Here is a 13,234-nt window from a genome sequence, read left to right on the forward strand (position 1 = left end):
TCACTGACGCTTGACCGGACACCTGTCATGGAAGCCATCACATCACTTCATGACCCGCTGTCCGGCGTGGTGGTGGTGTTGCTGGCCGACTTTTTGCGTCAACACCAAGGTTGGGGCTGGCTGCGCTTGGTCGCAGGGGCCAACCCCTACAAAGAGGTGCCGGGTCTGACCATGGTCAAGGTCATGGGCAGTGGCCATGCGGGCGGGTTCAGCCTGCGCCCCAGCGCCACGCATCAAGGCCTGATTTGCACATTCAGCCACCTCGACTTGGCTTTGCAGTTTTTGGACAGTCCGGCCGTGCAGGCTTACCGCAGCCGTGCCCGTGAATGCTGGACCGGCGTGATGGCGGTGCAATCGGCACGCGGACATTGGGACAAGCAGGCGTGGCAAAGCAGCACGCCGCAAGCCTTGGGGGCCTCGGGTCGTGCGGCTTTGTCGTGCGCGCCGACCAACTCAGCGCCTTTTGCGGTGCTGACCCGCGCGAGCATCGTCCCCACCAAGGCCATGGCATTTTGGCGCTATGCCCCCGCCGCGCAAGCCGATTTGGACCAATCCCCGGGCTGCCTTTTGGCCATGGGTTTGGGGGAGGCGCCCTTGGTGCGCCAATGCACCTTCAGTCTGTGGCAGGACACCGCGTCCATGCTCCATTACGCCCACCAAGGCGCTCACCAAGTGGCCAGTGCGGCGGCCTACAAGCACCAGTTTTTCTCGGAGTCCCTGTTCGTGCGCATGCAGGTGCTGCAAATGGCCGGTGTGTGGAAAGGGCAGCCTTTCCGTTACCCCCATCCCAACGAAGCCAGGGCCTCAGAAGGTGTTGACCGCTTCGCTGAAGCCGATTCGTTCACGCCAGAGGCCAGCCATGTCTGAGCACAAGGTCGTCATCGTGGGCGCGGGCATGGGCGGCTTGAGCAGTGCCCTCCTGTTGGCGCATCAAGGCTTGGATGTCACGGTCGTGGAAACCTCGGACGCACCCGGAGGCAAAGTGCACAGCCGCGAGGTCCAAGGCGCCCACATCGACAGCGGCCCCACGGTGTTCACCATGCGCTGGGTATTCGACGACTTGTTTCGCCAAGTGGGCACGCGTCTCGAAGCTGAGATGCACATCACGCCTTTGCAAGTTTTGGCGCGGCATTTTTGGCCCGATGGCAGCCAACTTGACTTGTCCGCCAACGCCCAAGAAAGTGAAACCGCCATCGCCGCATGGTCGGGCGGCGACGAGGCGCGGCGCTTCCGTGATTTTTGCAAAACCACGCGCCAACTGTATGCCACGCTGGAAGGCCCCATGATCCGCGCCCAGCGCCCCAACATGGGTGGCTTCATGGGTGATTTGGGCCTGCGGGGTTTGGGCGTTTTGGCCCAACTGGGCCCCATGCGCAACCTGTGGCAACAACTGGGCCACCAATTCCACGATCCGCGCTTGCGTCAGTTGTTTGCACGCTACGCCACCTACTGCGGTTCATCGCCTTGGCAGGCTCCCGCCACCCTGATGCTGATCGCACAGGTCGAGATGGACGGGGTCTGGTCGGTGGAGGGGGGCATGGTCGGGATGGCCCAGGCCTTGGCCCGCGTTGCGCGTCGCCATGGCGCGGTGTTCCGATACCAAAGCACATGTCAGCGCATCGAAAAGCGCCAAGGCCGCGTGTGTGGCGTGCATTTGACGTCGGGCGAGTTCTTGCCCGCTGACCGCGTGATCTTCAATGGCGATGCGGGCGCTCTGCGCCAAGGATTATTGGGTGAAGAGGTCCGCCAAGCGGTGCCCGCCAGCGCGCCGCCGCGTTCCTTGTCGGCATTGACCTGGTCCCTCCACACCCCTGTCGCGGGTGTGGCGCTGGATCGGCACAACGTGTTTTTTCAGAACACCTACGCCAGCGAGTTCGAGGACATCTTCGAGCACCAGCGACTGCCTCGTCAACCGACGGTGTACGTCTGCGCGCAAGACCGGCCCGCGTCGCTGCCCGTGGGCGCCGATGAGCGTATTTTTTGTTTGGTCAACGCCCCTGCCTGCGGAGATGGCAACGCGATCACCGAGGAGGCTTTAGAACAATGCCAAACGCAAACTTTTCAGCACCTGCGCCAACTGGGCCTGCACCTGCAGCCCACGGCGGCCAACAGCCTGCGCACGACGCCCCAGGATTTCCATCGGCGCTTTCCAGCCAGCGGGGGAGCCCTGTACGGGCAGGCGACGCACGGCTGGACCAGCATCTTCAGCAGACCTGGCTGCGCCACACCCCTGCAGGGCCTGTATCTGGCGGGGGGCAGCGTGCATCCGGGGCCGGGCGTGCCGATGGCAGCCTTGTCCGGGCAACGGGCGGCCGAGGCCGTGATGGCGAGCCTCGCTTCGACCAGCACGTTCCCGATGGGGGCTACCTTTGGTGGTATGTCGACGCCATGAGTGACGACGGCCAACACGGGATCACCCTCATTGCCTTTGTGGGCAGTGTGTTTTCGCCTTACTACGCTTGGGCCCGCAAGAGCGGCCCGGCCAACCCCGACAACCATTGCGCTTTGAATGTGGCCATTTACAGCCAAGGCCAAGGCCGTTGGGCCATGACCGAACGCGGTCAGCGCCATTGCCACCGCAGTGAGCGCCAATTCAAGATCGGTCCCAGCCAAATGAGCTGGGATGGCGATTGCCTGACGATTGACATCGAAGAAGTCTGTGTGCCCATTCCGCGCCGTGTGCGAGGCCGCATCCGCTTGTGGCCGCAGCAGCTGTTTGGCTATTCCACGCCCTTGGATGCGGCTGGCCAGCACCGTTGGGGGCCCTTGGCCCCGGCCTCTCGCATCGAAGTGGATCTGAGTGCGCCCGACTTGAAATGGCAAGGCCACGCTTACCTCGATTCGAACGAAGGCGACGAGCCTGTGGATCGGGGTTTCCACACCTGGGACTGGTCACGCGCCCGCATGCGCGATGGCAGCACCTTGGTGTTTTACGACATGCAAGCGCCGGGCACGAGCGACCGGGCGCTTTCGCTGCGGTTCACCCCCAAGGGCACGGTGGAGCCGGTGACGCTGCCGCCCGTGCAGCGCCTGCCCAAGACCGGCTGGCGCATCGAGCGGCGCATGCGCAGCGCGCAAGCCGTGCGTGTGCACGAGCAATTGGAAGACACCCCTTTTTACCAGCGTGCTTTGCTGCAATTTGAGCACGCAGGCGAGCCCTTGCTCGCCTTCCATGAAACCCTGTCGGTGCCGCGTTTGGTGTCACCGGTGGTTCAAGCCATGCTGCCCTGGCGCATGCCGAGGCGGGCTTGAGATGAACAACCTTGAACGTGATGTCAAGGCAACCCCATTCCTGGCCATGGTGGCCAAGAATAGCCCTCGTGCGGGCCGTGCACGTCTTCTGCAAGGAGAAAACTATGTCTAACTCAGACAAAGTCTGGCCAACGGGACTGACCGAGGCCGAATCGGAAGAGATTCACCGCAATCTCATCCAGGGTACGCAGATCTTCGGCATGATTGCCGCTTTTGCTCACCTGCTGGCCTACATCTACTCACCCTGGCTCAAGTAAAGGAGAAGCATCATGATCTACTCGAAAATGTGGTGCGTGGTGAAACCTTCGGTGGGTATTCCGGTGTTCATTGCGGCTGTGGCGATCTCGTCGTTCAGCGTGCATTTGGCCCTGACAACCAACACCACCTGGGTGAAAAGCTTCTTGAACGGTGGTACCAAAGTGGTCGCTGCGGCGCCTGCTGCGGATTCTGCGGTGAAGAAGTAAAGGGTGAAAGCCCGAACGGCCAAGCGCGAAAGCGCTTGGTCTTTCTGATTTATGAACAAAACCAAATCTCGTTCTTCTTGGGCGAACTCGCTGGCCAGTCTCGGTCCGCGTTTCATGCCCTTTGCCGACGCTGCCAGCGATGATTTGCCTTTGTCGCGTTTGCTGCGTCTGTCGCTGTTTCAAATTTCTGTGGGCATGGCCATGGTCATGCTGGTGGGCACCCTCAACCGCGTGATGATTGTGGAGCTGAAAGTGCCCGCCACGCTGGTGTCCTTCATGGTGGCTTTGCCGCTGCTCATGGCGCCGCTGCGGGCGCTCATCGGCTTTCGCTCGGACAACCACCGCTCTCAACTGGGCTGGCGGCGCGTGCCCTACATCTGGATGGGCAGCTTGCTGCAATTCGGCGGTTTTTCCATCATGCCTTTTGCGCTGCTGGTGCTCAGTGGTGCGGGCCAGTCCAGCCAGGCCCCCGCTTGGGTTGGCTTGGTGGGCGCTGCGGGCGCCTTCGTGCTGGTGGGCATTGGCATGCACACGGTGCAAACCGCGGGCCTGGCCCTCGCCACCGACTTGGCGCCGCCTGAGAGCCAACCCAAGGTGGTGGGCCTCATGTACGTGATGCAACTGCTGGGCATGATCGGCAGCGCCCTGATGCTGGGCCACTTGTTGCGCGACTACAGCCCCGGCCAACTGATCCGTGTGGTGCAAGCCGTGGCCGTGATGACGCTGGTGCTCAACGTGGTGGCCCTGTGGAAGCAAGAGCCTCGCAGCCGCACGCGCAAACCCGGTACACCCCTCGAGCACAGTTTTGGCCAAGCCTGGCAGTTGTTTTGCCAAGGCCCCAACACCGTGCGCCGTTTGTTGGCCGTGGGTTTGGGCACCATGGCCTTCACCATGGAAGACGTGTTGCTGGAGCCCTATGGGGGTGAAATTCTCAACCTCAGTGTGTCCACCACCACCCTGCTCACGGCCACGCTGGCTCTGGGGGGGCTGATCGGATTTGCTTGGGCCTCGCGTGTGCTGAGCCAGGGCCAAGATGCTTACCGCATGGCCAGTTGGGGGGCTTGGGTGGGGGTGCCTGCATTTGTCTGTGTGATCGCTTCAGCGCCGATGGATTCACCGGTTTTGTTTGCCATGGGCATTTTCCTGATCGGTTTGGGCGGCGGCCTGTTTGCCCACGGCACTTTGACGGCCACCATGCAAATGGCCCCACCCGAACAGGTGGGTTTGGCCATGGGCGCTTGGGGCGCGGTGCAGGCCACGGCAGCGGGTCTGGGCATGGCCGCAGGCGGCTTGGTGCGCGACGGCGTGGCCCTGGGCAGCAGCTCCGTCCTCGGTTATTCGGCGGTTTATGGCCTCGAAATTGTCTTGCTGGCCCTGACCCTGTGGGCCATGGCGCCCATGATGCGGCCAGCCCGTCCCTCTGTACGGACGACGCCCAACTCTGCATAATCCAGCTTTTGCTTGTCCCGTCCTTCACCCTCAACCCAAGGAAAAACCATGGAAATCAAACACATTCTCATCATCATGTTCGTGGTTTTTTGCCTGTTCATGCTGGCCAACTGGTTCAACCGCCCGAAAAACCCACGCAAGTGATGCTGGACGTTTTCCAACTCAATAACCGCCCTCGTGGCGGTTTTTTGTGGGCTGCTTGCGGCCGATGGGGACTTTCAGAGCGCGCTCACAACATGGCGAATCAGCAAAGCCGACAGCACCCACATGGTGACCCCGATCAGGGCGTCCAGCACCTGCCAGGCGCGGGGGCGGGCAAACCAGGGCGCTAACCACCGTGCCCCAAAGCCCAAGGCGCTGAACCACAGCAAACTGGCCGAGCTGGCCCCGGCCGCAAACCAGCCCTGCATGGACGATGGCTGCTGCGCCCCGATGCTGCCCACCAGCAGCACCGCATCCAGATACACATGCGGGTTGAGCAAGGTGAAAGCCGCCGCTTGGGCCAACACCGCTACACGGCCCAGTCCCTGACCGGTGCTGGTCACATCCAACGCGCTGGTTTGGCGCGCCCGCTGAAGGGCCCGCCAGCCATACATCGCCAAAAATGCCGCCCCGCCCAAGGCCAAAGCCTGTGCCAGCAGGGGCCGCTCGCCCAAGGCTTGGGCCATGCCGAACACGCCGCCCGTGATCAGCACCGCATCAGCGACCGCACAAAAAGCCACCACGCTGCCCACATGCTCGCGGCGCAGACCCTGACGCAAAACAAACGCGTTTTGCGCGCCAATGGCCACGATCAGCCCGAGGCTGAGCAACAGGCCTTGGGCAAAGACGGGGCCCACGTCCGAGAGGGTGTTATTCCAATTCATGGCCGCTATTTTCGCAGGTGCTTTTGAATGGGCCGCACGCACGCTTCACGTTTCGCCGTTGGCCGGCCTGGGCTGGGGCTTGAATACGACCGCAGGGGTTGCGCTACACCTGCACAGTGCTGCCTGGGTGGCATGGATGCCTGACCCACCCTTGGATGTGCCCTTGTATGGGCAGGAAACCCGCGCTCAATCCGCCGTGATGGAGGGCTTGAGTCGCGCTGTGCTGAAAGCGGCTCAAGACAGCTTGATCACTCAAACCACAGGCATCCGTATCGGCTGACCCGCTTCCAGCAAATCCATCACCTGCTGCATCACCTGCGGTCCAGAGGCGGAATACGGGTCAAAGTCGGGGTGTTGCAGCTTGACCATGGGGTCGTCCACCGACAAATGCACGAGGGCCATGGACCAATGGCCAAAACGGCGTTCATGAATTTCTTCGTAGTGCAGGATGTCGACGTCTTTGTGACGGTTGTCCACGCAAATGCGCCGGTACAGCGCATTGACGCGGCTGCGCTCGCCCTCGATGACCTGAAAGAAAAAACCCTGGCCTTGGCACAACACACCCGTGATGGCTTGTGCCGGGTTGTGCGCATGGGCCTGAGCCAAGATGGAGGTGGTCATCGTGGTGGTTTGTGGGCCGACCGCGCGGCTCACATACAACAAGCGCACCAAGGTGCTGTGGCTGGGCACTCTCATCGTGTTGGGCTCATGGTGTCTGCTGCAAGGCGTTGCGGTCGAGGCGTTCGTTTTCGCGGCGCTCAAACAAATCCAGCATCCAAGCCACGCGCTCGGGCATGGCCCGGTTGGGGAAATACGCCTTGTTGCCCGTTTGTTGGGTGGCGTCTCGGCAGCCTTGCACCAGGCCCACAATGGCGGCCAGCGGTTCGGGGCTGGTGGGGGCCACGCGAATCCAGTGCACCTGGGTCCAGGCGCTGGCCAGCAGCATGAGCTTGCGGGTGGTGCTGACCACGGTGCGTTTGTTCACCGAGTTCAGGCCTTCGCGGCGCAGCTGGTGGCCAATTTCGGCATAAATCATGCTGGCGGCGCAGATGGCGGCGCGGCAATCCGGGGGCAGGGCGGCAATGCCCGAGTGGGCTTGTTTGTACAGGCGATCGGCTTCGTCCAGCAAGCGCTCAATCACTTGCGCAATGGCCGGGGTGAAGGTGGGCTGGGCCATCCACGCGTCCGGATGGACACCTGCCTCGAGCAGCCAGCGCCGCGGCAAGTAAAGACGGCCGATGCTGGCGTCGTGACCCACATCGCGGGCAATGTTGGTCAGCTGCATGGCCACGCCCAACTCACAGGCACGGGCCAGGGTGTCCATGCTCTGCGGTCCCATGATCCAGCTCATCATCGCCCCCACACTGCCGGCCACGCGGGCACCGTAGGCGTGCAGGTCTTCGATGCTCTCGTAAGTGCGGCCTCCAGCGTCCCATGCAAAGCCTTCGATGAGCGCATCGAGCAAATGGCGGGGCAGCTTGTACTGTTGCACGACCAGGCTCAGGGCATGGTCTTCGACATGGTCACTCGGGGCACCGGCGTAGATCGCGTCCAAGCGTTCTTGCAGCACATCGAGCGGGGTGTCGCCCGCGGCCGCTTCGTCCACCAAATCGTCGGCCACACGGCAAAACGCATAGAGGGCGATGGCGGCGATGCGCACCCGCGGTGGCAGCAAGCGGCTGGCGGCAAAAAAGGTTTTGGAGCCGCCTTGCATCATGGCCACACAGGCCTGCAGGTCGGTCGAATCGAAGTTCAACTCTGGGTTGGCCACAGGGCTCGTGCGATCAGACCTTGACATGGGGCACCACCGTTTCCAAAGCTTTGGCAGACATGAGGACACCCGGTACGCCCGCGCCCGGGTGGGTGCTGGCGCCCACCACAAAGAGGCCCGGAACATCTTCGCTGCGATTGTGGGGACGAAACCACGCGCTTTGCAGCAGCAAGGGCTCCAGGCCAAAGCCTGCGCCTTTGTAAGACCACAAGTTGTCGTGAAAATCCTGTGGCGTGCTGACCTTGCTGGTCACGATGCTGGCTTGCAGGCCCGGCAACACGCTGGCCTCCAGGCTCTCGGCAATGGCCGCGCGGTAGGTCTCGGCAAAAGCGGGCCAGTCGGTGCCACTGTCCAGGTGCGGCACGGGCGAGAGCACATAAAAGGTGTCGCAGCCCTCGGGTGCCATGGACGGGTCGGTGGCGGTCGGGCGGTGCAAATACAGGCTGAAGTCTTCGGCCAATTGGTGCTTTTTGAAGATGTCTTGCAACAGACCTTTGTAGCGTGGGCCCAGCACCATCATGTGGTGCGGCACGTCGGGGTATTGTTGGGAGGTGCCGAAGTACCAGACAAACAAACCCATGGAGTATTGGCCTTTGGCAATCTTGCGGTCGGTCCACACCCGGCGGTGTTCGGGGGCCACCAGGTTTTTGTAGGTCCAGGCGGTGTCGCCGTTGCTGACCACGATGTCGGCGGGCACGAACTCGCCGCTTTGCAGTTCAACACCACATGCGCGGCCGTTTTCAATGCGAATTTGCGTCACAGGCGCGTTGCAGCGCAGCGGCACACCGCGCTCTTGCAGCAGGCCGACCAATCCTTTGACAATCGCGCCGGTCCCGCCCATGGCCGAGTGCACGCCCCAGGTGCGTTCCAGCGAATTGATGAGCGCGTAGGCGCAGGTCACGGCAAAGGGGTTGCCGCCAATCAACAGCGGGTGAAAGCTCATCACGATGCGCAGCTTGTCGTTGCGGATGTGTTTGGCCACCAGGCTGTACAAACTGCGCCAAGCACCCATACGCAAGAAGTCGGGGATGGCCGCCATCAGATCGCTGACTTTGTCAAAAGCCATGTCGCCCATGCCCTCAAAACCCAGGGTCTTGCAGCGCTCGGCTTCTTCCAAAAAGCGTTCGTAGCCGGGCAGGTCGGCCGGTTCAAAGCGGGCGACTTCGGCGCGCATGTGCTCGGCGTCACCGTTGTAGTCAAACCAGGTGCCGTCTGCAAAACGCACCCGGTAAAACGGGTCCATGGCCACCAGTGTCACGTCGTCTGCGAATTGTTTGCCGCACAGCGCCCACAGTTCTTCGAGCAAAAAGGGCGCGGTGATGATGGTCGGGCCCGCGTCGAATTTGAAGCCGTCTTGGTGGTGCACGTATGCGCGGCCGCCCGGGGCATCCAGCTTTTCAAAGACCTTGACCTCATAGCCTTTGACGCTCAGGCGGATGGCTGCGGCCAGTCCACCGAAACCGCTGCCAATGACCACCGCCACGGGCCGGGGCTGCACCTTGGCTGCGGCGCTCAGCTCAGGCCCTTGTGGCGAAACCGGGATGCCAAAACCCTCGGAGCGCAAAGCACGGGTGGTGGGTGAGGTGAGCGTGTTCATGGCGGCCTTCAGGGGGTTGTGGTCAAAGCCGTTTTGCGGGTTTGGCCCATGGCCCAACCCCACAAGCGCTCCAGTGGCCAAGGGAAAATCATGATGATGTGTTCAACGATGGCCAGCCCCAGCAGCGTGGCCAACATGACCCAGCCGGTGGTGATGGCCACCGCGCCTTGTTGCGCCAGCCAGACCAGCCAGAACCAGGTGCCCATGGCCACGCCCATCGACAGCACAAACCACAGCGACATGCCGCGCGTGGTTCGGAAATAACTGGCCAGGTACTTCAGATGCTCGGGCAGGTATTGCGCACCGTTTTGCGGCACACCAAAATACAAATTCAGTTTGGCCGACAGGCGCATGCACCACAGCATCGCAAAGGTGCAAATGGCCACGTGGCTGACCTGGCCCTCTTGCATCCACCACAACACGGCAAAGTTGGCCAGCAAGGCCAGCTCGTGGTAGAGCATGACCTGCACCGACTGCACAAACCGTGGCCAGCCCGTGGCCCCCGCGTCCAATGGGGTTTTGCGCGGGCCGGTGATCCAACCGGTCAAAAAGGCCAGCTCGTGCCAGCCCCACATCAGGATCACGCTGCCAAAGGCGAGGTAGGCGTTGAACACGCTGACCTCTTGCATGCTGTGGGCCACGCCCCAAAAACTCATAGCCAAAAGCACCGTCCAGCCGGCCAGGCTGAAACGGAAGCTGCGCGCAGGCAGCCGGTCGAGCCACAAGATCACCCCCGTGCCGAGCCACCAGCACAGGGCCGTGAAAACGCAGGCCCAGACCACTTCATTCACCATGCCGGTTCCATGCGCACTTGGGGCGACAGGTCTTGTTGAATCACGGGCATGAAGAACAGACGGGCAAAGGTGGCGGCGGCTTGGACGGCGCACACGCCTTGCTGCAGTTTGCCGAGCACACCGCCGCGGGCCTTGGCTTTGGCCATGGCTTGCGACAGTGCAAACAGGCGCTCTAAGCCGCGGCGGAAATCGGGGTGGTCGGTGTCCAGCGCCAACGGGAAGACCTGCTTGGTGATCTCGGTGGTGATGCGGAACACCTGGTAGTCGTATTCACTGGAGTCGAGGCCCATGGCTTCGTGCAGCATGGGGCGGGTGTGGTCACGCACGTACATGGTGGCGTACACGGCCAATAAGAAAAAGCGAATCCACAGCTTGTTGGCGCCGCTGAGCAGTTTGGGGTTGGCACGCATGATCAGCGCAAACGATTCGCCATGGCGGAACTCGTCGTTGCACCACAGCTCGAACCAGCGAAAGATGGGATGAAAGCGTTTTTCGGGGTGCTTTTCGAGCTGGCGGAAGATGGTGATGTAGCGGGCGTAGCCGATTTTTTCGGACAGGTAGGTCGCGTAATAAATGTATTTGGGCTTGAAGAAGGTGTACTTCTTGGTGCGCTTCAAGTTACCCAGGTCGATGCCTAAGTTGAAGTCGCGCAGCGACAGGTTGATGAAGCCCGCATGGCGCGATTCATCGCGCGCCAAATAGGTCATCAGCTGCTTGATGTCGGGGTTGGTGACGTTTTTGCGGATTTCGTTGTAAAGCACGCAACCCGAAAACTCCGAGGTGAGGGAGCTGACCAAAAAGTCCATGAACTCCTGGCGCATCTCGGGTGAGAGGCTGGCCATGCCCGAGGCCACTTCACCCGCAAACGCCTCGTCGCGCTGGAAGTGGTCGTGGTTGTTGTCACCTTCGTATTCGGCCATCATCTTGTCCCACTCGGCGCGCACCGGCTCGATGTTGATGCGGTCCATGGCGGCAAAGTCGGTGGTGTAAAAACGCGGGCTGATCATGTCGTCGTGCACCGCCTTTTTGTTGGCGTCTTCAGCGGTTTCGATGGTGTGGACAGCGGTGGCGTTCATGGGGTTCTCCGGTGCAGAAAATGTCAAGTTCAGGGGGCTTTTTGACCCGCCAGTCGCAGACTGGCAAAGACGGCGGCGTTGCTGGGCCCGAAGGACTCCAGATCAATGCGTTGCCCCGTGCTGGGGTCTTGCAGGGTCATGCGGCCGTCGGTGCGGCCAATCAACAAAAAGGGGGCGTCGCCGCTCAGGCTTTCACGGTGGCGCTCTCTGGCCAAGGCACGCAGGGTGCTGCGCAAAAAACCTTGCTCGCCAGAAAACTGGGCGACATGTTGTCCGGTGCGGTGGTCCAGCACGGCGATGTCGCCGCCCGCCACGTCTCGGAACTGCAGGTCGCGCTGCCACTGCACGGCGGCGTCGGGTGTGCGTGGATCCAGTCCCGACCAGCGCGCCAGTCCCACGGCCACCAACATGGCCAGCAGCATCACGCCAATCCAGGCCATGGGCCGGTTCAGGCCTGGGCTCTGAGGTGTTGGGCTGGGGGCTTGCCAGTCTTGGTGGTGCAGGGTGCTCATGCCAGCATCCCGGGTGGGGTGGTGTTGGGCGTGGGCGCTGGCGCATCGCCGAGCTGAAGACTTTGGCCCGCACGTTCGGCACGCCACAGGGTCAGCAGCAGTTCACCCACTTGCTGGCCGTCCGGTACGCAGCGCAATGTGGGTTGCGGCTGGGTGACGTGCCAGGCGCGCTGGTGGGGCCACAGGTGGGCCCAGCCGATGCGGTCTTCGGGGTGCAAGGCCAGCGCGAGGTCGTCAGTCCCGCCGCTTTGGGCCTTCAAAGAAGCGCCCGCGATGCGTTTGAATGGCAGATTGAAGGTCAGGGTGAGCACGATGCCAATGCGCATGACCACGCGCTTGTTGGTCAGGGTGTAGAGCGTGCTGCGCGCCGACATCCAGGCGGTGCCCAACAGCAGCGCCAGGGCCAGCGCGTAGAGGCCGGCGGCCACCACCCAAGGCTTCCACGCCACCTCCGCAAGGGGTTTCATCCCTGTACCGCTGTCCGGGGCGGTGAGGTTGATGGCCTGCACCGCCAGCATGAGCGCGAAGTACAGCGCGACCTTGCGCACATGGAAGGCATGGATGGCCAAGCGCTGCCAGTCGGGCGCGCCCTGCCAGACCACACGCTCGCCCGCAGGCAAGGCGCTGGGCAAGCCTGGAGCGGCTTCCCACTCGTGCTCGTGGGTGGCTTTCATATGATGGGTTCCTGGCGCTCAGGCGTTGCGTACAGAGTGCCCGCACCGTAATAGGCGGTGATTTTTTCTTCTTCCAGAAGGGTGATTTGGTCTGGCGATTTGGTTTGCGGCACGTTGGCAAACTGGTGCGCCAGAATGGCTTGCACATGCGAGCCGTCTTTCTTGATGCGCGCAAACGTCATGGGCAGTAAAACGCGTTTGTCGGAGTTCACCAACTGGACTTCGGCATAGCGAAACAGCATTTCCATGCGGTCCACCCACAACTCGACCACGGTACCGGCGATGACTTTGTCAGCGCCCCAGACCGGCAGACCGCGTGGGTCCACGTCGTTTTTGGCCACCGAGTGGTCGGTGGCAATGCGCATGGGCACGATTTTGGGGTGGCCGTGCTCCATGTCTGGCACGTCGGCGCGCATGGCCCAGGCACCCGGGCCCACACCCGCCAGCAATGGGTCACCCAAGGGCTCCAGGGGGGCACCGTTCCAGCCATGGACGGGTTGGGCGCTGTACTTGCCGTCAGGGCGACTCAGGTCGGGTGAGAGGTAGGTGTGGCCATCTTCGGTCTTGTAGGCCACCGGCTCGGGCACGGGCGGCCAGCCTTGAATTTGGGGGCCGTTTTCGCGCCCCGAATCCATGGGGTAGCCCTCTCGGTGGTTTTCACGCAAGAGGTAATAAATCAGCCCCGCAAAGAATGCCCAAAACATGTACAACACGATTTGGGCCACATCGATGTACTGGGTGATTGCGCCTGTTTCCATGGCTGTCTCCTTCAAAAAATC

The 13,234-nt window shown here is 62.2% G+C and carries 16 protein-coding genes; 7 read left to right on the forward strand and 9 right to left on the reverse strand.

What is annotated here, in order from left to right; genetic code table 11:
• Positions 1 to 27 precede the first annotated feature (27 nt).
• The 6 genes from B9Z31_RS13095 (at position 28) to B9Z31_RS13120 (ending at position 5,165) form a co-directional block, all read left to right on the forward strand.
• Positions 28 to 867: a hypothetical protein gene (locus B9Z31_RS13095; protein WP_100120013.1), complete on the forward strand. Its 840-nt coding sequence runs from the start codon at positions 28 to 30 to the stop codon at positions 865 to 867.
• On the forward strand, positions 860 to 2,392 hold the full coding sequence (gene crtD / locus B9Z31_RS13100; RefSeq protein WP_100120014.1) for a 1-hydroxycarotenoid 3,4-desaturase CrtD: 1,533 nt from the start codon (positions 860 to 862) through the stop codon (positions 2,390 to 2,392). Before B9Z31_RS13095 ends, crtD begins: the two co-directional genes overlap by 8 nt.
• The gene (locus B9Z31_RS13105; protein WP_100120015.1) at positions 2,389 to 3,252 is read left to right on the forward strand and encodes a carotenoid 1,2-hydratase; all 864 of its coding nucleotides are present in this window, start codon (positions 2,389 to 2,391) and stop codon (positions 3,250 to 3,252) included. Before crtD ends, B9Z31_RS13105 begins: the two co-directional genes overlap by 4 nt.
• 104 nt (positions 3,253 to 3,356) lie before the next feature.
• Positions 3,357 to 3,509 carry a light-harvesting antenna LH1, beta subunit gene (gene pufB / locus B9Z31_RS13110; protein ID WP_019429105.1) on the forward strand — a complete coding sequence of 51 codons (153 nt, stop codon included), beginning with the start codon at positions 3,357 to 3,359 and terminating at the stop codon, positions 3,507 to 3,509.
• Positions 3,510 to 3,521: 12 nt separating this feature from the next.
• A complete protein-coding gene (locus B9Z31_RS13115) occupies positions 3,522 to 3,716 on the forward strand; it encodes a light-harvesting protein (RefSeq protein WP_100120016.1) in 195 nt (64 codons plus the stop codon).
• Between the two features lie 51 nt (positions 3,717 to 3,767).
• Entirely contained in the window at positions 3,768 to 5,165 is a 1,398-nt protein-coding gene (locus B9Z31_RS13120; protein WP_100120017.1) for a PucC family protein, read from the forward strand.
• A gap of 218 nt (positions 5,166 to 5,383) precedes the next feature.
• On the opposite strand, the gene B9Z31_RS13125 is transcribed toward B9Z31_RS13120, so the two are convergent.
• Entirely contained in the window at positions 5,384 to 6,031 is a 648-nt protein-coding gene (locus B9Z31_RS13125) for a LysE/ArgO family amino acid transporter (protein ID WP_100120018.1), read from the reverse strand.
• Between the two features lie 136 nt (positions 6,032 to 6,167).
• Between B9Z31_RS13125 and B9Z31_RS15505 the strand changes: the two genes are divergently transcribed.
• Positions 6,168 to 6,311 (forward strand): hypothetical protein, encoded by a 144-nt coding sequence (locus B9Z31_RS15505; RefSeq protein WP_158235687.1) that lies wholly within the window; start codon positions 6,168 to 6,170, stop codon positions 6,309 to 6,311.
• Here the strand turns inward: B9Z31_RS15505 and B9Z31_RS13135 are convergent.
• The 8 genes from B9Z31_RS13135 to puhA are packed head-to-tail and all read right to left on the reverse strand — an operon-like array spanning position 6,284 to position 13,213.
• Positions 6,284 to 6,727 carry a BLUF domain-containing protein gene (locus tag B9Z31_RS13135; RefSeq protein ID WP_100120020.1) on the reverse strand — a complete coding sequence of 148 codons (444 nt, stop codon included), beginning with the start codon at positions 6,725 to 6,727 and terminating at the stop codon, positions 6,284 to 6,286. The two genes, B9Z31_RS15505 and B9Z31_RS13135, sit on opposite strands and share 28 nt — an antisense overlap.
• A gap of 10 nt (positions 6,728 to 6,737) precedes the next feature.
• Positions 6,738 to 7,829: a phytoene/squalene synthase family protein gene (locus B9Z31_RS13140; RefSeq protein ID WP_100120021.1), complete on the reverse strand. Its 1,092-nt coding sequence runs from the start codon at positions 7,827 to 7,829 to the stop codon at positions 6,738 to 6,740.
• Complete coding sequence (locus B9Z31_RS13145) at positions 7,816 to 9,399, reverse strand: phytoene desaturase (RefSeq protein WP_199174499.1); 1,584 nt, start codon at positions 9,397 to 9,399, stop codon at positions 7,816 to 7,818. Before B9Z31_RS13145 ends, B9Z31_RS13140 begins: the two co-directional genes overlap by 14 nt.
• Before the next feature lie 8 nt (positions 9,400 to 9,407).
• Entirely contained in the window at positions 9,408 to 10,193 is a 786-nt protein-coding gene (puhE, locus tag B9Z31_RS13150; protein ID WP_100120022.1) for a putative photosynthetic complex assembly protein PuhE, read from the reverse strand.
• Positions 10,187 to 11,269, reverse strand: a complete 1,083-nt coding sequence (gene acsF, locus B9Z31_RS13155) for a magnesium-protoporphyrin IX monomethyl ester (oxidative) cyclase (RefSeq protein ID WP_100120023.1) — start codon at positions 11,267 to 11,269, stop codon at positions 10,187 to 10,189. Before acsF ends, puhE begins: the two co-directional genes overlap by 7 nt.
• Before the next feature lie 29 nt (positions 11,270 to 11,298).
• Positions 11,299 to 11,781 carry a photosynthetic complex assembly protein PuhC gene (gene puhC, locus B9Z31_RS13160; RefSeq protein WP_100120024.1) on the reverse strand — a complete coding sequence of 161 codons (483 nt, stop codon included), beginning with the start codon at positions 11,779 to 11,781 and terminating at the stop codon, positions 11,299 to 11,301.
• Positions 11,778 to 12,455 carry a photosynthetic complex putative assembly protein PuhB gene (gene puhB, locus B9Z31_RS13165; protein ID WP_100120025.1) on the reverse strand — a complete coding sequence of 226 codons (678 nt, stop codon included), beginning with the start codon at positions 12,453 to 12,455 and terminating at the stop codon, positions 11,778 to 11,780. The genes puhC and puhB overlap by 4 nt, the downstream gene beginning before the upstream one ends.
• Positions 12,452 to 13,213: a photosynthetic reaction center subunit H gene (gene puhA, locus B9Z31_RS13170; protein ID WP_100120026.1), complete on the reverse strand. Its 762-nt coding sequence runs from the start codon at positions 13,211 to 13,213 to the stop codon at positions 12,452 to 12,454. Before puhA ends, puhB begins: the two co-directional genes overlap by 4 nt.
• Positions 13,214 to 13,234 lie beyond the last annotated feature (21 nt).

This window comes from Limnohabitans sp. G3-2, assembly GCF_002778275.1.
In the GTDB taxonomy this organism is placed as follows: Bacteria; Pseudomonadota; Gammaproteobacteria; order Burkholderiales; family Burkholderiaceae_C; genus Limnohabitans_A.